Source organism: Vibrio chemaguriensis (assembly GCF_012275705.1).
GTDB lineage: Bacteria > Pseudomonadota > Gammaproteobacteria > Enterobacterales > Vibrionaceae > Vibrio > Vibrio diabolicus.
Window position 1 is genome coordinate 153,292 of sequence record NZ_SHOE01000002.1, and the last position, 21,502, is coordinate 174,793.

Genomic DNA, 21,502 nt, shown 5'->3' on the forward strand with positions numbered 1-21,502 from the left:
ATGTTGTTAAATGAGGTGGGAATAAGCCCAAACTGTAACGGAATTATTGAAAAAGAAAAGTAGAAATAAAAAATGCCGAGCGCATTAGGCTCGGCATTTAAATTCAATAGTGGATAGTGTTTATTTGTAAGCTGACAGTTCGGTTCTTAACCCTTTAACCAAGCTTACACACATCAACAACAGAACAAAGGTAAACGGTAATCCCGTTGCAACCACACCTGACTGCAATGCTTGCAAGGCTTCTTTACCACCAACCCAAAGCATAACGGCTGCAATTGCACCTTCAATACAAGCCCAGAAAATACGTTGTGGAATTGGTGCATCAATCTTACCACCCGCAGTGATACTATCGATAACCAGTGAGCCAGAGTCTGATGATGTAATAAAGAACACCAGAATCAGCACGATAGAAAGCATTGAAATCACTGAGCTATACGGAAGCGCATCGTAAACATGGAACAGAGTCAGTGAAATATCAGTTAGACCATTTGCACCTAGCTCACCGACTTTATTCACCACTTGGTCAAGCGCGATACCACCGAATACAGACATCCAAATCAAGGTAACGACAGTAGGAATAACGATCACTGCGAACAGGAATTCTCGAACCGTACGACCTTTAGACACACGCGCGATAAACATACCAACAAACGGTGACCAAGATACCCACCAAGCCCAGTAGAATACCGTCCAGCCGTGCATCCAAGTTTCATCTTCACGACCGTGGGGGTTGCTCAACGGAATAATATTTTCAATGTAAGCCATTGTTGTGTCGCGTAGCGAACCCCACGCCGTATCAAACGTGATAAAGGTAATGAAAATAAGCAGGGCAAACGCAACCACCATATTGACGTTACTCAGTAGCTTAACACCACCATCAATACCACGAATTACTGATAGCACCGCGATAAAGGTAACAAAGGTGATCACAATCATTTGTGTACCAATGCCGCCTTCTAGACCAAAGACATGGTTAATACCACTGGTCGCCTGCTGAGCACCGAGACCCAGCGACGTTGCAAGACCAAACAGCGTGGATAAAACGGCAAGAATGTCGATAACATGTCCTAACCAACCCCATGCTCGGTCACCAAAAATTGGATAAAACGCCGCGCGCAATGAAAGCGGTAAACCCTTGTTAAAAGCAAAAAACGCAAGTGCTAGTGCAACGAGTGCGTAAATACTCCAACCATGCACACCCCAGTGGAACATGGTGGCACCCATTGCGAGAGATTTCGCTTCTTCTGTGTATGGCACTGCGTTCAGTGGCATTCCCCACCAATCAGTGAAGTACGCGGTCGGCTCCGCCACACTCCAGAACAGAAGGCCAATACCCATACCAGCAGCAAAAAGCATCGACAACCAAGAAACAGTTGAGTGATCCGGCGTTGCTTCTTTGCCACCTAAGCGGATTTTACCCAGCGGAGAAAAAAGAAGAGCAACAGCGAATAATAAGAAGAAGTTTGTCGACCACATAAAGAACGCATCAAACTGTTCGATAATTCCGTTTTTCAGACCGTTTAATACATCACGAGCAGTGGTTGGCTCAACAAGAAGAAGTGAAATTAGACAGAAAACAACGAGACCCGCACTGATGCCAAAAACGGGGTTATGTATGTCGAATCCCCACTTTTGAACGTTGTCCTGTCCAACCTGATAGTCTGTTGTGTCGATACTATATTTTTTAAATGCATTATCCATAAATACAAATTTAACGTGAATTTGAAACGCCCCTCAGGTGAGAAGAACTCCAATACCGCCCTCCATTAATTTGAACTCTAAAGTTTTAAAGCGGGGCGAAGTTTAGCAGTAATCACATATTTTTGCAAAAAATCGCCATTTATTGCATTTTTGGCTCAGTTAAACGCAGATGAGAACAAAGTAATATCAACACAAAAATTATGAGGTCTAACGATTGATTTTATCGTAATTTGATCGTTCGAAAAGCACTGGAAATACTTGCGCTCTGTGGCTTTATCATTGATGGGCGCGTAAATTGAGATAAGTAACACTGACTTGGTTTCAAAGATAGCGATGAAACCAAGTCAGTAACGTTTTCATAGAGACTGATTATTATAGGAAATGGAAGGTAATATTCCCCGTCACACTACTCACGGTGTCACTATCGCTGTCAATATCCACGCCAAACGCTTGATAGCTTGCCCCAATAGAAACATTATCGAGCAAGAAGTATTCGGCACCGACACCATACATGTAGGAGACACCATCATCTTTATCTAAATTTCTCAGTCCGCCGTCATAATCAACGTTGAATGCATTGATGCCACCTTTGGCATAGACATGAAGCGGCCCAAAGTCGATGCTTGGTTTCGCTGCTAAATAGAATGAATCAAAATCAGCACTACCCCTGCTGCCACTCAGTGATAAATCCACTTTGCCGTGGTTAAAGTAACCTGCCTCAATGCCAATGAATGGCAAAATACCAGTACCCACATGAATACCGTAGGTTGTATCGTTTTCGCTATCGATATCAGATTGACCAATTTGACCGCCAGCGTAAATCCATGAGTCAGCCATTGCTGATGTTGAGCACAACGTTAGAGCTAATAACGAGAGTGTTTTTTTCATACTATCCCTTCCTGAGCGATTCCTAAGCGAAACATTACGCAAATATGCGTATTTAATCGCCACTATATATTGGAAAGCATGAGCATTTTAAGATCCAAAAGTGAATAATTTATGTTCAACTTTTGTTTTGTGACTTCCAGACAAAAAAACACCGACATAAAGTCGGTGTTTTTCATATGGGTGTTAGAAAGCTAGACGCTTATAGGAAATGCAGTGTTGCGTTAACAGAGAACGTGCCGATATCGTCTTTACCCGCCGTGTAGTTCATGTAGCTAGCACCAACAGACATCGGACCAAAAATGAAGTACTCAGCACCTACACCGTACATTAGATCCAAATCGTCATCGTCTTTGCCGCCTTTCACTTCTTTGTCCCACTGGTGGAAGCCACCTTTTGCATACACATGCAGTGGACCAAAGTCGATGCTTGGCTTAAGTGCTGCATAGTAAGACGTTAGCTTAGTGTCTTGACCATTTACGTTAAATTCACCGTGTTGCGTTACACCAGCTTCAATACCAATGATAGGTAGAATACCTGTACCAACGTGAACAGAGTATGATGTATCCGTCTCACCTTTGTAGTCAGACTGACCTACTGTTGCACCACCGTAAATCCAAGAATCTGCCATTGCCGCAGAAGATGCGCCAAGTAGCGCCACTGCTAATAGAGTTTTTTTCATCATCTACCTTTACTCTTTATTATTCCCACGTCTGCATAACTCAGTCGTTGGTACTACAAATAAAGGGAGGCGAACCATTGCCTCCCAGAACTAAAAAATAACGCTTATTGAGTTACTAGCAATTAGTGTACCAGTAACCTCATACGCGATAATTGCAAATCTGACGCTATTTTACTGGTTGATTAGCAAGCATCAATCGCGTTTTTGACTCGTTTATCAGAAACAGGATAAGGAGTGCCTAATTGTTGGGCAAAGTAACTCACGCGAAGCTCTTCAATCATCCAACGCACTTCCTTTACGTTTTCAGGAATGGCCACACCTTTCGGGATCTTGTTCAGCAACTCTTTATAGTCTTGAGTCACAGATTCAATCTTCAGCATGTGTAAACGATCTTTGTTTGGATCGATTGGCAACTTCTCCATACGACGCTCTATCGCACGCATGTAGCGAAGAATATCCGGCAAGCGTTTCCAGCCACATTCCGTCGCAAAGCCTTTGAAGATCAAGCCTTCAATTTGTGCTTTGATATCCGACAGAGCAAACGCCATAGTGAAGTCGATTTTGCCTTTTAGCTTCTTATTGATGCTGAACGCCGTTGTCAGAATAGTCTCAACCTGTTTCGCGATCTCTACGACGGTATCACCCAGTTCAGCACGAACGTGTTCTTTCAACGCTTCGAACTTCTCTGGCTCCCAAACTAAGCCACCCTGCTCTTCAATAAGCTTATCGACACCACAGGCGATACAGTCATCGATCAGATCAAGCACTTTGCCGTAAGGGTTAAAATACAAACCCAACTTCGATTTGTTCGGTAAGTTAGCGTGCAAGTATTTAATTGGCGACGGTACGTTCAATAAAATTAGGCGACGCTGGCCAGCACGCATTGCGGTGATCTGCTCAAATTCGGTTTCGTAGAGTTTGATTTCAACGCTGTCTTTGCTATCAACAAGTGCTGGATACGCTTTTACATCGTAGCCACCACGTTTTTGTTGATACACTTTCGGCAATTCACCGAAGCTCCACGTATGCAGACCTTGCTGTTCAATATCGTCATCTGCCACTTTGGAAAGCGTTTCTTGAACTTTGTCTTTCAAGCTCTCTTTCAATTCGTGAAGATCTTTATGTTCCTTCAGTTTGCGATTTCGATGATCAACCGCGCGGAACGTGACTTTCAAGTGTTCAGGCACCTGTTCCAAGTTCCAGTCTTCACGCAACACTTCTACACCCGTCATGCGGCGCAACTCTTTCTCCAATGAATCTAGCAGCGGCGCTTCCATTGGTGTTACGCGAGCTAAGAATGCATCGGCATAGTTCGGCGCAGGCACAAAGTTCTTACGAATCGTCTTCGGCAGCGATTTAATCAAGCTAACCACAAGCTCATGACGTAAACCTGGGATCTGCCAGTCAAAGCCCGCTGGTTCAACTTGGTTTAAAATCGGCAACGGCAAATGCACTGTGACACCGTCACTATCATCGCCTGGTTCAAATTGGTAACTCAACTTGAGCTTCAAACCATTTTGATGCCAGAAGTTCGGGTAATCCAAGTCGGTGACATGACTAGCGTCGCCCTTGAACAGCATCTCTTTTTCAAAGTTCAGCAGTTCAGGATCTTCTTTCGATGCTTTTTTCCACCACGTATCGAAATGTTTACCAGACACCACTTCGGTACCAACACGTTGGTCATAGAAATCAAACAGCTCATCATCATCCACCAAGATGTCACGACGACGAGATTTGTGTTCAAGCTCTTCCACTTCTTGCAGAAGCTTACGGTTTTGCTTAAAGAACGCGTGTTTGGTTTCCCACTCGCCTTCCACCAGCGCACTACGAATAAAGATTTCTCGGCTAACGGTCGAATCGATACTGCCGTAGTTCACCAAACGTTTCGGTACGATTGGCACGCCGTAAAGCATGACTTTTTCGTGCGCCATCACCGCCGCACGTTTCTTCGACCAATGCGGTTCGCTGTAACTGCGCTTGATAAGGTGTTTGGCTAATGGCTCAATCCATTCCGGCTGAATCTTGGCAATGATACGGCCCCAAAGTTTCGAGGTTTCCACCAACTCGGCTGACATTATCCACTTAGGTTGTTTCTTAAATAGACCCGATGCAGGGAAGATGTGGAAACGAGCGTTGCGCGCGCCTTGATATTCATTCTTTTCTTGGTCTTTCATACCGATGTGCGACAGCAAACCAACCAAGATCGCACTGTGTACACCATGGTACGACGCAGGCTCATCGTTAAGTTTGAATTCCATTTCACGCATCGACTGATGAATTTGGAAGTACACGTCTTGCCACTCGCGAACGCGCAAGTAGTTCAAATAATCTTGCTTGCACTGTTTGCGGAACTGGTTGCTAGACAACGCTTTTTGCTGCTTTTGTATGTATTCCCACAAATTCACAAACGTCAGGAAGTCCGACTCTTCATGGAAGAAACGACGGTGCTTATCATCTGATGATTGTTGTTTGTCTGAAGGACGCTCGCGTGGATCTTGAATCGACAAGGCTGCTGCAATGATCATCACTTCTTTAAGCGCACCATATTTTGGCGCTTCCAAAACCATACGCGCCAATCGTGGGTCGATTGGCAAACGAGCTAATTGGCGACCGATGGAAGTCAGGCGTTTTTTCGGGTCTTTTACCTCAGAATTAATCGCGCCAAGCTCTTCCAGCAAACGAACACCATCTTGGATGTTACGTTTGTCCGGCGCTTCCACAAATGGGAAAGCTTGAATGTCGCCCAAGCCAAGTGCCGTCATCTGTAAGATAACCGATGCTAGGTTGGTACGCAGGATCTCGGGGTCGGTAAACTCTGGGCGCGACTCAAAATCTTCCTCTGAGTACAGACGGATACAGATACCCTCTTCCACACGACCACAACGACCTTTACGCTGGTTCGCACTCGCCTGAGAAACTGGCTCGATTGGAAGACGCTGAACCTTTGTACGGTAACTGTATCGACTGATACGCGCCGTACCCGGGTCGATAACGTACTTAATGCCAGGAACAGTTAGCGAGGTTTCTGCCACGTTGGTTGCCAGTACAATTCGGCGACCAGTGTGAGGTTGGAAAATCTTATTCTGCTCACCTGCCGACAAACGCGCGTAAAGCGGCACAATTTCCGTGCTCTTCAGATTACGTTTGGACAATGCATCTGCGGTATCACGGATTTCACGTTCACCGTTCATGAAAATCAGGATGTCACCTAAACCTTCATCGCACAGTTCATCTACCGCTTCGAAGATGCCTTCAAGCTGGTCACGATCATTGTCGTCATCACCGCTTAGTGGGCGGTAACGTGTTTCTACTGGGTAAGTACGACCCGATACTTCAATGATTGGTGCATTGTTGAAGTGTTTTGAGAAGCGTTCTGGGTCGATGGTTGCCGACGTGATGATCACTTTCAAATCAGGACGACGTGGCAGCAACTCTTTCAAGTAACCCAAGATGAAATCGATGTTGAGGCTGCGCTCGTGCGCTTCATCGATAATGATGGTGTCGTATTGATTCAAGAAACGGTCATGCTGAATTTCAGCCAACAAGATACCGTCCGTCATCAATTTGATTTGGGTATTTTCAGAGATCTGATCGTTGAATCGAACCTTGTAACCAACAAACTCACCCAACTTAGTTTCCATCTCTTCGGCAATACGGTTCGCAACCGAACGCGCTGCAAGACGACGAGGCTGAGTATGACCAATCAGACCAAATTTACCGCGACCAAGTTCTGCACAGATCTTTGGCAACTGAGTGGTTTTACCTGAACCGGTTTCACCCGCGACGATAACCACTTGGTTTTCTTCAATCGCTTTAGCGATGTCGTCACGCTTTTGGCTGACGGGCAGAATTTCTGGGTATTCAATCGTTGGTTTGTAGTTGCTGCGTTGTTCCGCAACCATCATCGATTTAGCAATGTCGAGTGCAATTTCATCAAACACAGCATTACGTGCTGCGTCTTTCTTAAGTTTGCTCGCACCAGAAATGCGTTTACTTAAACGGAAGCGGTCACGCATCATGCACTGGCTTAACGCTTTGCGTAGAGACGCCGCGCTATTCACTTGAGCCTGAGGTGCTTTATCTTGTTTCGCTGTCGCCTTTTGCACACCATTTGACGGTGTCGCTTGCTCTTCAGCGGGATTCTTTTTTGGGGGCTGTGACGAAGTCAAAGCGTTTCCTATTCTTTTCATTACAAAAACTGCGCGGATTGTATCACACAAGATCTGTAACAAGATAACCGAAACCGCATTCAAATTTTTCGAACATGTTCAGCGAATCCCTATACTTTTTAACCAACATGCCTCGCTTATAATGGCTCCCATAGTCAAAAGCACTTATTTAAGGAATAACCATTATGTCTCGTGTACTAGCTCTAAAATCAAGCATCCTTGGCGACTACTCTCAATCAAACAAACTGGTTGAAGACTTCATCAAAAATGTGGACCAAGACAAGCTAACTGTTCGTGATTTGGCTGCCAACCCATTACCAGTTTTGGACTTCGCCGTTGCCACTGCACTTCGCGCAACGGAAGATCTTTCACAAGAACAACAAGCGGTTGTCGAACTGTCGGATACCCTTATTGAAGAAGTAAAAGCCGCAGACACTTTGGTTATTGCCGCACCAATGTATAACTTTACAATTCCAACTCAGCTTAAAAACTGGATTGATTTGATTGCTCGTGCTGGCGTGACATTCAAATACACTGAAAACGGCGTTCAAGGCCTGATCGAAGGTAAGAAAGCGATTGTCATCACGACTCGCGGTGGTATCCATAAAGATTCACCAACTGACAACGTCACACCATACCTGCGTACCGTGCTAGGTTTCGTTGGTATAACTGATGTGGAATTTGTTTATGCGGAAGCGCTAAACATGGGTGAAGATTTCGCTGCGAAAGGCATTTCTGAAGCGCAGAGCCAACTTGCAGCGATAGCGTAAATTGGCCTAAGTTCAAGAACAAGTAGAATACAAATAACAAGGGATTGGTTCGCGCCAATCCCTTGTCGATCAAAATACCCTAATCGTGTTTAGAAGTTATCTTATTTCTCCCAGAGCGATTCACTTTCTCTAAGTTGTGTAGCGCTTCGTGATAGAGCTTTTCCAAAGACTGCTCAGCTTCGTTTATCATATTCTCAATCATCGCATCAAACGCGACATCACTCGGAATTTCGAGATCGTCTCCAACGTCAACCTCAAGAGAATTGACGTACAACACTAACCATTCATCACTCTCTAAATGTCCTTCCCCGTGGACGACAAAAAAGCGCTTGGCAAATTCATCGTTGGTACAGTTTATCGCCTCAATTTGAATATTGAATGAGGAGTCGATACTCATGGTGCTCATGCCATCCGATTCATCAGATGCATCACAAACAGCCTTAACTTTGGCACGATACACGAAGGTTCGCGTTGAAAGCAGCATTGTATTATTCATCATTACTCATAATGGGCGATAAAGAAGTCAGTTGCAAATCCGACCTATATGCATCTTACGATGCTCTAAAACTCGAACTGGAAGTAAATGGTATTGTAGTTGCTCCCGCCTTTAATGCGCCCAAACTGGGACGCACTTTCGAAAATTGCTGAGCGGTGATGCAATGAATAACCCACCCACATATTTTCCCAGTTTTTTTGGTTGAATAAGTCACCTATATTTACATCAAACGAGAAGTCTAAGTAGTTCAGTAGCTTACTTGGTGTATAACCCTTGTCTTCCATTTCGGTTCCTTCGATGTAGGTAATGTTGTCGACGTATGACATACCTTCCGCAACACCAAATCGCCAAGTCGTTGGCCAATTAACGGTATAATAAGCCTTAATCGCCATCACGTATTCTGTGCTCGCGGACTGAACACTGGACGACCAGTGATGAACCAAACCTGGCGTTAAATAAATATCAAGAGGAAAACCAAACAACTCGTCCGTTAGCGGGTGCCCATAAAACAATGAAGTAAGTTGATTGTCGTATGGGTCTTTTTCTCTCTCAAAGCTAAATATTTCACCAATATTTGAAGGCGTTGCCCAACCATGCGCGATACGTAGGTATGGTTTATTGCTCAGTGTTGATTTCGGAGCTTTGCCTTTATCGTTGAAAAAGCCAAAACCGACAAACACTTCACCTTGATATCGGTCCTCTACAAGCAGGCTGTTGTAGGCATTATCATCTAAGCGAGTGACACTCGTCTCCCCCAATAAATACAAGTTGGAAGTCACATGATAACGCGCTTTGATGCCGAGGTTGGCATCAAGTCCTGCTCCAATTCTTTCCCCAGTAACATCTTTAAACGCATAATATTCACTGTTGAAGTCAGCGTCTTTGTATCGAATCGTGATAGATGGCTCTAACTCCCAATCACCAAACGCATAATTAGCGGCAAGGCGATAATTAGAGTGAAACTGGAGTTCATCGTCCGTCATTAGTTCTACTTCTGCGCGCCAGTTGTCGTTAATGCTATAACGAACTTGACCACCAAAGTCGACTCTGTCCCCTTCATTGGCATTTTGTAGCGACATGGGAATATCAACAAATCTCAATCGCATGATCGCACTCGCGCGCCAATCAGAATCACTCTCGTCATACAGAAAAACGCCGCCTTCAATGCCATTGATATACAAATGCTCGTTTTCAAAGAACATCATTGGTACAAATGTACTCACCGTCGAGTCATTATCGGCGGTATAAAACGGGATCGATGCAGTGCGATACATCGCTGCAATTCCCCACGTTTGCTCTTCTACACCATACGCAGAAGAAGCCATCGCAGCTAAAGGCAAAGTGAGTGTTGTTAGAATTAATCTCTTCATGAGTTCGAAAAATGTTAGTTGAGAAGCAGGCAAACATCAATGATTTGCCATTTAAAGCTTATGTTCTTCTGATGATAGCCGTTACAATGACAAATGTTGTCATCCTCGTGACAGTTTGAGTCCCAAGATTATATTAATATTGCACGACTAGATGAGCTTATTTGTGAATATTTTTACTATCGTAACAAGCTCTTAAAACTCTAGCTTAGTTCCAAATCAAACATAATGAAGTAAAAAGTGAAAGCATCAGAACTTATCTCTACCTTGAATCATATACCCGCAGACACGGACCCAGACATTGTGATGGGAGAAGCATGGCTGCCTGAAAGGTTGATAGGGACTCAACTTGATGGTGACATGTTATTTTTGCACTTTGATAATGCTCCAGAAGATGGTCAGGGAGACGAAGAGGGACGCGGCTTCGTCGAGCACGAAATAGATCTAATCAGAACGCGACTTCAGCAGATTTTGGATGAAGACAGTGATAACGCGTCAAAAGCCGATGCCATGCTAGGTTTATTCCTTATGGGACATGAACTTAGCAGTTCACAAGTTATCGAAATATTAGAAGAAGAAGCTGACACATAAGGAGCCGTTTTGCCAGCATTGATGAACACGACTGAAACATCTTCACTTCCTCTTATCGTTGCAGGTCCGATTTTGCGCAAAGTGACCGCAACTGAAATCAATATTTGGCTAGTCACCACCCAACGCTTGGAGGGTATGGTGCAAATTACGGATGAAAACGCCTCCGTCATTCATCAAGCCCCCTTAAGTGAGCAAAAAGAACAGCTTCAAATCGGTCTCAATGCGTGGTGCTGTTTGTTGCAATTAAAGGGCGAGTTTCCGACCCATCAAACGTTACGCTATCAAATACAAACGCAACACGGCTCAGTAACGGAACTGCTTCCTCATCTGACTTATGAACGAGATAACTGTCCAAATTTGGGCGTTGAGTTCCTAATCAGCGAAAAAGCAGATTATGTTCTGCATGGCTCGTGCCGGAATCCCCACCACTTCAGTAAAGATACATTGGTCGCTGCGGATCATAAAATCGCATCTCAAACCATCGAAGAAAGACCAGATATGCTCATCATGAGTGGTGACCAAATCTACGCAGACCATGTTGCAGGCCCTACTCTGGACGCCATCGAACAAGTCATTGCCCTACTCGGTTTACCGGGCGAAGAATTCGAGCAAGCGCCGATAAAAAATACCAATGCCCTCTACCAGCACTCAGCTTGTTATTATGGTCGGGACAAATTGTTGCCTCATTATGTGAATGATGGCAGTTTACTGAGTACGTTTTTCCCGCACAGAGGGACGCCAATATTCAGCGCCAAAGAGTGTGAAAACCATCTAATAAGCTTTGCCGAATGCTTTGCAATGTACTTATTGGTTTGGTCTCCGACCTTATGGAAGCTTATTCGGACAGATCGCTTATTAGAAAATGAGTTTACTGTCGGCGGAGCAACTCTCGAACCCAAATGGCAACAGCAATGGCGCGAAGAAAAAGTTCAAATTGATAAATTCGTCGCAGGTCTGGACAAGGTTCAACGCTTACTCGCTCACATTCCAACCTACATGATCTTTGATGATCACGATGTCACCGACGATTGGAACCTTACCATAGGCTGGGAACAAGCCGCGTACAGCAACGTCTTTGCGAAACGTATTATCGGGAACAGCCTGATTGCCTACTGGCTCTGCCAAGGGTGGGGAAACGCGCCAGAAAAATTCAATGATGAGTTTATGAGTATCGCTCAACGCTTTTTCAACGAGGGTTCCTCACAAACTCAAGATGCATTTATTCAATATTTGTATCGCTTTGAGAATTGGCATTACACCATTCCGACGACGCCAAAAGTTGTCGTGCTAGATACGCGAACCAGACGCTGGCGTTCTGAGTCTAAAATGAACAAGCCCTCTGGGTTAATGGACTGGGAAGCAATGATTGAGTTCCACCAAGAACTTGTTCATCAAGACAAAGTTATCATTGTTTCTGCCGCGCCAATGTTCGGAGTGAAGTTTATCGAAGCACTGCAGCGAGTAGTGACGATGCTTGGTAAACCATTGATGGTCGATGCTGAAAACTGGATGGCGCACCCCGGAAGTGCGAATACGCTTATTAGTATTTTTACACATACTAAGACGCCGACCAATTTCGTTATTCTCTCTGGCGACGTGCACTACTCTTTTGCATACGACATTAAACTTCGCTACCGAAAAAATAGTCCGAATATCTATCAAATCACCTGTAGCGGGATTAAAAATCAGTTCCCAACCCAATTGCTCAATATTTGTGATGGTCTAGATAGGCTTCTATATAGCCCTCGTTCGCCTTTAAACTGGTTCACAAAACGTAAGCGGCTAAAGATCTACAAACGCGCACCAAGTTCGCACAATTTTTATCGCTTAGTTAACCACAGCGCCATTGGTGAGCTGCGTCTTGATGACGAAGGAAAGCCGAGCCAAATTAGCATTCTAACGAGCGATGGTGAAGAGGTACATTTTCCACCAACTCGTGCAGAAGGCTAAATCTCGCTCCCAAAATGACTTGCCCTTTCTTGAAGGCAAGTCATTTTGGCTGAACTTAAAAGTACGAGGGATTTGGGTAGATGAGCAAAGCTCTTGACTGTCAACGGCGTGCTAAATTTGATACCACACCTTGAGATCTACCGTATTTATGACCATGTTAACCAAATAAACAATAGCTCGGTGTTCAATATGTTTAACTCTCTTACCTCATTATTTAAACAGCTCATTGAAGGCTCTGATTTAAGCCAAACCAACACACTCTCTCCGAATATGGCTATCGCGTGTTTGCTGTGTGAAGTATCTGGCGCAGACCATAACGTCGATGATAAAGAGCAAGAAACAAAGCGTTCATTATTAATGAAGCTTCTGTCATTAAATGAAGAAGAATCAAATGCTTTGTTAGATCAAGCGCAACAGAAAATAAAAGACTCCGCGTCTCTGTACGATTTTACTTCTCAACTGAGAGAATTGACTCAAGAAACACGCTACAACTTAATCAAAAGCATGTGGGAAGTGGCGTATGCCGATGGCGAAATTGATCCACTAGAAGATGCAGTGATCCGCAAAACAGCAGAACTACTCTACGTTGATCACAGTGAGTTCATTCGAGCAAAGTTGCAATCTCAGTAAGGAAACAAGGTAAACATGTAAGTCGCGCAAGCTATTTCAAGTCTACCGTGAAATGATGGCGAAGATTGAGTTCTATAGCCACAAAAAAACGCGCATTACGCGCGTTTTTTCGATAAGCCAACGACATTGTTATTAAAATACTGGTCAAGATATGAATGTGTTTGACGAACTCAACACTAAACAGATTCCATGACAAAACGACAATGGTTGAATGACGATTTGATTACAAGTTTGCCTATCTATAGCGGACCATTAAAGCATAGTCAGAGCGAGCTTAGCTAAATTGTACGCATCCACATAACCAGAATGTTGGCGCCCTTCCCAATCAATGCCTTTTGCTTCTTGAGCGGCTCGGTGACCAATACGCTTATCCTTAAGACGATTTTGAATGCGATAAAGCGTCGCTAAGTTGATGAACTCCGTAAATGGCGCTTCAATACCTTTTTGCTTACACTCTTCAAGCAGGATGAGGTCATCTCGGCCCCATGATGCATAAATCTTGTTTCGACCACCAAAGTTCTTAACCATGGATTTAAGCACTTCTTCTAATGGGCGTCCTTGTTTTTCAATTTTACGCGGCGTAATACCTGTTAGCTCGGCACAAAACAGCGAAACTTCATCATGTTCAGGTTTTACGTAGTATTGAGCTCGCTTGACTATCTCGCCTCTAGACAAATCTATTTCAGCCAACCCAACTTCGATAATTTCACCCGTGCTGCCGACACCATTTTCGTTCCAGCAACACATTTCTAAATCGAAGCATACAATACGGTTATGGTTCATAGTTTGTCTTGATTCCTAACATAAAATTTTAAAGCGTGGGATTCTACCGTAACACGGTGTAAAACTCGAATTTGCGCGCCCATTTAATCGCCAATCGACACATTATTACGACCGTTTTTTTTACTCAAATAAAGTTGATTATCCATTTTGTGATACAAGCTTTCAGGATCTTCATCTTTATGGACAGCCGCGCCGATACTTAACGTGCAAATGATTGAAGCATCGCCATAGTCAAAAGCCGTACTTGCCACGATGCTCCGCAACTTTTCCAGATAAGCTTCCAGTACTTCTTTATCAATGACTTTAGAAATAATACAGAACTCATCACCACCAGCACGATAAAATCGGTCTCCAGGCTTTAGATTCGCACTAACTAGCTTAGTCACATGCTGCAATGCTTCATCTCCCCCTAAATGACCGTGCTTGTCATTGATAGCTTTGAAGTGATCGATATCAAAACCAACCAATGCGAAGCTAACACCTTTGTTTATCTGGCTAAGCAAATGATCGTTAAACGCTCGGCGATTGAGTAACTGAGTTAGAGGGTCACGTTCAGCCATCCTTTTTAATTCGACGGTTTTAAGCTCTAACATGACCGCCAAGCGCTCTTTTTCTCGTGACTGTAAATTCACAATCCAACTAATCAAAAAGGCGATTACCAACCCGGCTAATGTCGTGCCCGCTAAAATAGAACGCTCCCAAGCAGAGACGGCATCAGAAAGTTTAAAATCAATCCGCCACTCACGATTAGGCAGTTGAATGGTACGGCTTATAACCGTTCCTCGAATGTTGTCCCAGTTTGAACTTTGGAAGAGAACGGGGTCATCTGCTGCGTCAAAGCCTAAATCTTCTACGCGCACCGACATATCTAGCTCGGTCGCGGTTTTCGTGATCAAATCCTCAAAGTAAACCGTACTTCGAATCACCCCTGTCACTACACCTAATAAATGTTTATCCTCGAAGTCAAACACTGGATGGAACACTAGCAGCCCAGTTTTAGGGATGGACTTGTCATACCCATCTTGCAGTAAGCGAACTTTATCCGAGACATTCGCTCGCCCATTTGTGGATATATCATCCAAGATGAGATCAAAGCGTTTACGTGAAAAATAGAAACCTAGTAGAGAAAGGTTTTCTGGTGTTCTTGGATAAATATCCGATGCGATAAAAATTGGCTCTTTGTGTTCAAAAATGTACCCGTAGGTTTTGGGGCCATCTTTAGGAACGGTAAACGGTTGGAAATCAGGAAATGTTTGACGGGTCTTTAAAATATGCTTATCAAGGTCTTCGAATTCGACCTTTTGCATCCATTGAAGTCCAATTAGACTTCGCGAGCTATTGATTACTTGTTCCGCATACATTGGGAACGAAGACCAATAGGTGCGTTCAATCGAATGAAAAAAGTTTGCACCTGCACCAATGAACTTTAAATCATTTTCGACGTTCGCTTTCAGTGATTCTGCTTGTCGGTCAGCTAAAGTATCAAACGTCGTCTGCGTATACCGTTGCTGCATCGTATAAGCAGCACCGACCACACCAGCAGTGACACACAACGTCGCTGCAAAAGCTAGAATAGAGTCTGAATGTCGTTTGATAACGCTCTTGTGAGCGGTGCTTTGTGTCATATCGTAATTTTGATACTTCCGTAAGTTAAACTTCGGGATCTATTGAAATACTGCGTTAGCAACGCACAAACATCAAGCAACAACCTATGCTGGGCAGTCCGATCGTCGATTTTTCACGCTGTTCGTACGGTATAGTCACGAATTATTACAGCCTTAAGCCTTGAATATGCTACCATCCGTCATCATTTTAATGTCTAAACTTGGTGCAAGATCGCAAAGACGATCGTTTTAGTGAACACATATGAGCCAATACTGAGCACCAATAATCAATAGAAAGAGAAAAAACGTCATGAACATTGATTTGAACCTAATTCCTCAAACGTTCGATATGCTTCACGCTGGCCTAACCGCATCGAGCGTTTTGCTTCTTTTAGTCGCGGTCTCTCGCAAATCAAAAGTGGTTGAGAAAGTCGTAGAAAAACCGGTCGAGAAAATCGTCGAAGTTGAGAAGCCAGTTGAAAAGATCGTCGAAGTAGAAAAAGTCGTTGAAGTTGAGAAGGTCGTAGAAAAAGTCGTTGAAGTTGAATCGAAACTCGCAACAGCTTCTACTGATTCTGCAATGCAGCTACTTTCTATCATGCAGCAAGAAGCTCGTCTGATCGACTTCCTACAAGAAGACCTAACGTCATTCTCTGATGAAGAAGTCGGCGCAGCAGCTCGCGTAATTCATACTGGTGGCCAGAAAGTATTGAACGATTACGTAACACTTGCGCACGTTCGCAACGAAGAAGAAGAAACTCGTATTACGGTTGAAGAAGGCTTCAACCCACAAGAAATCCGCCTTACTGGCAACGTGACAGGCAGCGCGCCATTCCAAGGCACGTTAGTGCACAAAGGCTGGAAGGCAACATCGATGAACCTTCCTAAGCTGGCTGAAAACTACGATGCATCTGTGATTGCTCCAGCCGAGGTTGAGCTGTAATGGAACACATGAACCAAGAAAATCATTCTCAAGAAACGAATAACCAAGCGTTTGCTCAAGAACAACAGACGCCTAAATTCAGCGTCGGTATCGACTTAGGTACCACACACTGCGTGATGTCTTTTGTTGATACGCACGACGAAGATGCTCGCGTTGAAGTAATGCCTATCCCGCAGCTTACTGCGCCGGGCACAGTAGAGACTCGCAGCCAATTAGGCTCTTTCCTTTACCAGCCGCACGAGCACGAAATGAACCCGCAATCACGCGTTCTTCCGTGGTCGAGCGAGCCAAAAGCTCTAGTTGGTGCAATTGCACGTAACCTAGGTTCAAAAACACCAATTCGTCTTGTTGCAAGTGCGAAATCTTGGCTTTGCCACGGTGGTGTAAACCGTCGTGACGCATTCCTACCAGCAGGTAGCCCAGAAGAAGTGGAAAAAGTATCCCCTCTTCGCGCAACCGAGCTATACCTTGAGCACTTAAAAGATGCTTGGAATCACGCAAATCCAAATTACAACCTTGCCGATCAAGACGTTACCATTACGGTTCCGGCTTCTTTCGATCCTGCGGCTCGTGACCTTACAGCCGAAGCTGCACGCAACGTTGGTTTTGTGCACCTAACGCTTCTAGAAGAGCCACAAGCAGCACTTTACAACTGGATTGATAACAGCAACGACAAATGGCGCGACGAAGTTGAAGTTGGCGACATTGTGCTTGTGGTCGATATCGGTGGTGGTACAACCGACCTTTCTTTGGTTGAAGTAACTGAAGACGACGGCAACCTAACTCTGAATCGTATCGCGGTAGGCGAGCACATCCTACTTGGCGGTGACAACATGGACCTTGCACTTGCGTACCGCTTGAAGATGAAGCTAGCGCAAGAAGGCAAAGAGCTACAGCCATGGCAAGTTCAAGCGATGACGCACGCATGTCGCGATGCGAAAGAAGCGCTATTGAACGACAGCGAACTTCAGTCAGTACCAATCGTGGTACCAAGCCGCGGTTCTAAACTGCTTGGCGCAACGTTGAAGACAGAACTGACTCAAGAAGAAGTACAACAAACATTGGTTGACGGCTTCTTCCCTCAAGTTGCGATTACGGACCACCCTGTTCAACGTAACCGTGGCGCACTAACGCAAATGGGTCTGCCTTACGCACAAGATGCAGGCATCACTCGTCACATTGCTGCATTCTTGTCTAAGCAAGCTAATGCCCTTTCTGCTTCAGGAAATGGCGCAGAAGCAGCAGCTCAAGATTTCAATCCATTCGCTAACATGCCTGGTATGCCAGGTGCGGATGCAGCCCAATCGGCTGACTTCATCAAACCAACGGCAATCCTATTCAACGGTGGTGTGCTGAAATCGAAACTTCTAGCCAGTCGTCTAGAAGACACGATCAACGAATGGCTAATTGAAGCAGACGCAGAAATGGCGAAACGCCTAACAGGTGTGGATCTAGACCTTGCAGTTGCTAGCGGTGCGGCTTACTACGGCTCTGTGCGTCGTGGTCAAGGCGTTCGTATCCGCGGCGGTATTGCTTCGGCGTACTACGTGGGTATCGAAAGTGCGATGCCTGCGATTCCGGGCATGGCGCCTCCAATGGAAGCACTGTGTGTAGCACCATTTGGTATGGAAGAAGGCTCAAGCGTTGACGTACCAAGCCAAGAGTTTGGTTTGATCATCGGCCAGCCAGTTAACTTCCAATTCTTCGGCTCAACCGTTCGTCGTGACGACCTAGCAGGTACTCACTTAGACTACTGGGCACCAGAAGAGCTTGAAGAGCTTCCAGAAATTCAAGTAACGCTGCCTGTATCTGAAGGTCGTCGTGAAGGTGAAGTGGTTCCAGTTACCCTAGCCTCTCGCGTCACAGAGCTTGGTACGCTTTACTTAGAAGCCATTGCCGCTGATAACGGGCAAAAATGGCATGTTGAGTTCGATGTGCGCGAAGACGCGAAAAGTGACTCAAACGAAGAACAATAATTAGAAGTCAAACGGCATCCAATCGGGTGCCGTTTTTAAATACACGAAGGTTTGGTTTTGTATGGCATCTCCTCGTTTTCTTGTTGGTATTGACCTTGGCACCACAAACACTGTGGTGGCCTACTGTGAAATCACCGACAACCTTGAACAATCCGAAGTATCCCTATTTGACATCGACCAACTGATTGGTCCGGGCGAAGTCGTTCGTAAACCACTTCTGCCCTCTTTCCGCTATCATCCAGCTGTAGGTCAAATCTCCCCTTCTGACCTCACTCTTCCTTGGGACAACGAACCTGTTGCTGGCGACATTAACAATCTCATCGTTGGTGAATGGGCTCGTGAATTAGGCGCGAAGGTGGAAGGACGTCAGGTATCCAGTGCAAAAAGCTGGCTATCGCACCAAGCAGTTGATCGTAGCTCAGACATTCTCCCTTGGGCTGGCGCGCAAGACGTAGATAAAGTCTCACCCGTCATTGCCAGCGCAAGCTACCTTAACCACATTCGTCAAGCATGGAACTACCGACATCCTAGTAACAAGCTAGAAGACCAAGATGTGGTTGTGACCGTTCCAGCGTCGTTCGATGAAACCGCTCGTAAGCTCACGCTTGAAGCCGCAGAGTTGGCAGGTTTAAAGAAAATCGTCCTGCTCGAAGAGCCACAAGCCGTATGTTACGACTGGTACGCACGCCATCAGAAAACCGCAGCTGATGAGCTCAAAGAGTTACCGCTGATTCTGGTGTGCGATGTGGGCGGTGGTACCACCGACTTAAGCTTGATTGAAGCAAGTTTCTCTTCTCAAGATGAGCTAGCCCTTGATCGTATTGGCGTTGGCGAACACTTGATGCTGGGTGGTGATAACCTCGACTTAGCATTAGCACACCTTGCAGAAAGCCGCTTCAATCAAAGTAAGAAGCTCACTGCAGCAAGCCTAACAAAGCTAATTCAGCAAACACGTAAAGCGAAAGAGAACTTGCTTTCAGCGAGCGCACCTGACGAAGTGAAGATCACCATGTTAGGTAGCGGCTCTAAGCTACTTGGGGGCACAAAGAGTATTGCTCTAAGCAAACAAGAAGTGCACCAAATCGCATTAGATGGCTTCTTCCCGCTTTCTGATTTCAGTGAAGTACCAGACAAACGCCGCAGCGCGGTTGTCGAGTTTGGCCTTCCATACGTTGCTGACCCAGCAGTGAGCAAACACGTTGCCGAGTTCTTAACTCAGCATCAGCAAGTTGCTCGTGCCGCTCTCGGCATTGAAGACGATAAACAAAACGCGATTCCAGTTGGCGTATTGTTGAACGGAGGTGTGTTCAATAGTGAACTTGTGACTGAGCGAGTCACTACCCTACTGTCCGATTGGCGCGGTGCTCCGGTTACGGTATTAGATAACCCACATCCAGATTGGTCTGTTGCATTGGGTGCTGTTGCGTTTGGTAAAGCACGTCGTGGTGCACAGCTAAAAATTGGTGGCGGTGCAGCGCGTTCTTACTTCTTGCATCTTCAAGAAAAGAATAAGATGGGCAAAGCGCTCTGTTTGCTTGCAAAAGGCACAGAAGAAGGTCACGAGATCCGCTTAAGTGGTCGTCGTTTCTCGCTCACTCTTGGAGAGCCCGTTCGCTTTAATCTGCTGACTTCTACCCACGACACCTTAACCAATAACACCGCCATTCAAAATGGCGTGATGGTTGATGTTGACCCAGACTTGTTTGCTCCTCTGCCGCCTTACATCACGACACTTGAAGGTGAAGGCGCCGAACTGCAAGCTAACCAGAAAGAGCGTGTCGAAGTGCAATTGGCTTGTCAACTAACAGAAGTTGGCACTCTTAAGATGGAATGTGTCAGTGCAGAAGACGACAACAAACGTTGGGAGCTGGAATTCGAAGTCCGTAACAAGCAAACCGATGACAGCGAGCAAGTTAAGCTTCACCCTAAACTGAACGAATGTAAGGAGCTGATCGCTCGCCTTTACAGCGGTAACAAGAAAAGCGCAGAAGGCAAAGAGATCAAAACCTTAGCCAAAGACCTTGAGAAGAAGCTCGGCAAACGTGACGAATGGGACTTCACCACACTCCGTCAACTTTTCGATACTTTTGCACAAGGTCGTAAGCGTCGCCGTCGTTCTGAACAGCACGAGAAAAACTGGCTTCGTTTGGCTGGCTTTGCACTGCGTCCGGGCTTTGGCGATCCAACAGACTCTTGGCGTATTGAGCAAGTTTGGGGACTGTATCAACAAAATATTCAGTTCAAAAACCATCAAGGCTGGACAGACTGGTGGGTATTCTGGCGACGTATCGCGGGCGGTCTAAGCCAAGAACAACAAGAAACCATTTTGGCAGACATCGCAAAATATCTGCATCCCGGCGCGATGAAAAACCCACAATCCGCCAAAGCGACACAAGACATGGGTTACGAATCCATGGTACGTCTTTCAGCCTCTCTAGAGCATCTAGAAGTGGAAGATAAAGTTCTATTGGCAACGTGGTTCTTGAGTAAAGCGATCAACCAAAACCAGTTTGAACAAGCGCACTGGTGGGCGATGGGACGTTTGGCTTCTCGCACACCACTTTATGGCAGCCAGCACAACGTCATTCCTCGTGAACAAGCAGAACAGTGGTTGCCTAAGCTGTTAGAGCAGAACTGGCAGAAAGAGCCAATGATCGCGTTCGCAGCCGTAATGATTTGTCGTAAGACGGGTGACCGCCTGTTTGATATTTCTGACGATTACCGAGAGCAAGTTCTAACGAAGCTGAAACAAAGTAAAGTGCCCGAATCTTGGGTATCACTAGTTAAAGAAGTGAAAGAGCTTTCAGAAAGCGAATCAAAACGCGTCTTCGGTGATGCTTTACCAAGCGGTTTAACGCTGGTTCATCATTAAATCCACTCTACACAAGAAGACGAGTTAGACGTACAAAGCCCTTCCGACGAAGGGCTTTGTTGTATCGCATTCTTTTGGTTTTT

15 protein-coding genes are annotated in these 21,502 nt (G+C 45.3%); 7 read left to right on the plus strand and 8 right to left on the minus strand.

Features of this window, described 5'->3' with window-relative positions; genetic code table 11:
• Positions 1-120: 120 nt before the first annotated feature.
• The 4 genes from EX191_RS03010 to hrpA form a co-directional block, all read right to left on the minus strand.
• Positions 121-1,701, minus strand: a complete 1,581-nt coding sequence (locus EX191_RS03010) for a BCCT family transporter (RefSeq protein WP_005394224.1) — start codon at positions 1,699-1,701, stop codon at positions 121-123.
• A 372-nt stretch (positions 1,702-2,073) separates the two neighbouring features.
• Positions 2,074-2,589, minus strand: a complete 516-nt coding sequence (locus tag EX191_RS03015; protein ID WP_005394222.1) for an outer membrane beta-barrel protein — start codon at positions 2,587-2,589, stop codon at positions 2,074-2,076.
• A gap of 199 nt (positions 2,590-2,788) precedes the next feature.
• Positions 2,789-3,268, minus strand: coding sequence for an outer membrane beta-barrel protein (locus EX191_RS03020; RefSeq protein ID WP_005394221.1), 480 nt, complete (start codon positions 3,266-3,268; stop codon positions 2,789-2,791).
• A 182-nt stretch (positions 3,269-3,450) separates the two neighbouring features.
• Positions 3,451-7,437, minus strand: a complete 3,987-nt coding sequence (gene hrpA / locus EX191_RS03025; protein ID WP_193447100.1) for an ATP-dependent RNA helicase HrpA — start codon at positions 7,435-7,437, stop codon at positions 3,451-3,453.
• 185 nt (positions 7,438-7,622) lie between these two features.
• Here hrpA and EX191_RS03030 point away from each other — a divergent pair, with 185 nt between their 5' ends.
• Positions 7,623-8,207, plus strand: a complete 585-nt coding sequence (locus EX191_RS03030) for an FMN-dependent NADH-azoreductase (RefSeq protein WP_046875241.1) — start codon at positions 7,623-7,625, stop codon at positions 8,205-8,207.
• A gap of 79 nt (positions 8,208-8,286) precedes the next feature.
• Here the strand turns inward: EX191_RS03030 and EX191_RS03035 are convergent, their stop codons facing one another.
• Together EX191_RS03035 and EX191_RS03040 are read right to left on the minus strand one after the other, a co-directional pair.
• The gene (locus EX191_RS03035) at positions 8,287-8,703 is read right to left on the minus strand and encodes a hypothetical protein (RefSeq protein WP_225461655.1); all 417 of its coding nucleotides are present in this window, start codon (positions 8,701-8,703) and stop codon (positions 8,287-8,289) included.
• Between the two features lie 65 nt (positions 8,704-8,768).
• Positions 8,769-10,073: a MipA/OmpV family protein gene (locus tag EX191_RS03040; protein ID WP_047008808.1), complete on the minus strand. Its 1,305-nt coding sequence runs from the start codon at positions 10,071-10,073 to the stop codon at positions 8,769-8,771.
• Positions 10,074-10,310: 237 nt separating this feature from the next.
• Between EX191_RS03040 and EX191_RS03045 the strand changes: the two genes are divergently transcribed.
• The 3 genes from EX191_RS03045 to EX191_RS03055 all read left to right on the plus strand — a co-directional run bounded on the left by EX191_RS03045 (position 10,311) and on the right by EX191_RS03055 (position 13,241).
• A complete protein-coding gene (locus EX191_RS03045; protein WP_182036576.1) occupies positions 10,311-10,661 on the plus strand; it encodes a VC1380 family protein in 351 nt (116 codons plus the stop codon).
• A 9-nt stretch (positions 10,662-10,670) separates the two neighbouring features.
• On the plus strand, positions 10,671-12,611 hold the full coding sequence (locus EX191_RS03050; RefSeq protein WP_193447101.1) for an alkaline phosphatase D family protein: 1,941 nt from the start codon (positions 10,671-10,673) through the stop codon (positions 12,609-12,611).
• 189 nt (positions 12,612-12,800) lie between these two features.
• Positions 12,801-13,241 (plus strand): tellurite resistance TerB family protein, encoded by a 441-nt coding sequence (locus EX191_RS03055; protein WP_046875238.1) that lies wholly within the window; start codon positions 12,801-12,803, stop codon positions 13,239-13,241.
• A gap of 252 nt (positions 13,242-13,493) precedes the next feature.
• On the opposite strand, the gene EX191_RS03060 is transcribed toward EX191_RS03055, so the two are convergent.
• Together EX191_RS03060 and EX191_RS03065 are read right to left on the minus strand one after the other, a co-directional pair.
• Positions 13,494-14,024 carry a 3'-5' exonuclease gene (locus tag EX191_RS03060; RefSeq protein ID WP_005394213.1) on the minus strand — a complete coding sequence of 177 codons (531 nt, stop codon included), beginning with the start codon at positions 14,022-14,024 and terminating at the stop codon, positions 13,494-13,496.
• Positions 14,025-14,107: 83 nt separating this feature from the next.
• Positions 14,108-15,649, minus strand: coding sequence for a sensor domain-containing diguanylate cyclase (locus EX191_RS03065; protein WP_193447102.1), 1,542 nt, complete (start codon positions 15,647-15,649; stop codon positions 14,108-14,110).
• 289 nt (positions 15,650-15,938) lie between these two features.
• Between EX191_RS03065 and EX191_RS03070 the strand changes: the two genes are divergently transcribed.
• The 3 genes from EX191_RS03070 (at position 15,939) to EX191_RS03080 (ending at position 21,419) form a co-directional block, all read left to right on the plus strand.
• Entirely contained in the window at positions 15,939-16,571 is a 633-nt protein-coding gene (locus tag EX191_RS03070) for a DUF2760 domain-containing protein (RefSeq protein ID WP_046875236.1), read from the plus strand.
• The gene (locus tag EX191_RS03075; RefSeq protein ID WP_193447103.1) at positions 16,571-18,547 is read left to right on the plus strand and encodes an Hsp70 family protein; all 1,977 of its coding nucleotides are present in this window, start codon (positions 16,571-16,573) and stop codon (positions 18,545-18,547) included. Before EX191_RS03070 ends, EX191_RS03075 begins: the two co-directional genes overlap by 1 nt.
• Positions 18,548-18,608: 61 nt before the next feature.
• The gene (locus tag EX191_RS03080) at positions 18,609-21,419 is read left to right on the plus strand and encodes an Hsp70 family protein (RefSeq protein ID WP_193447104.1); all 2,811 of its coding nucleotides are present in this window, start codon (positions 18,609-18,611) and stop codon (positions 21,417-21,419) included.
• Positions 21,420-21,502: the final 83 nt, after the last annotated feature.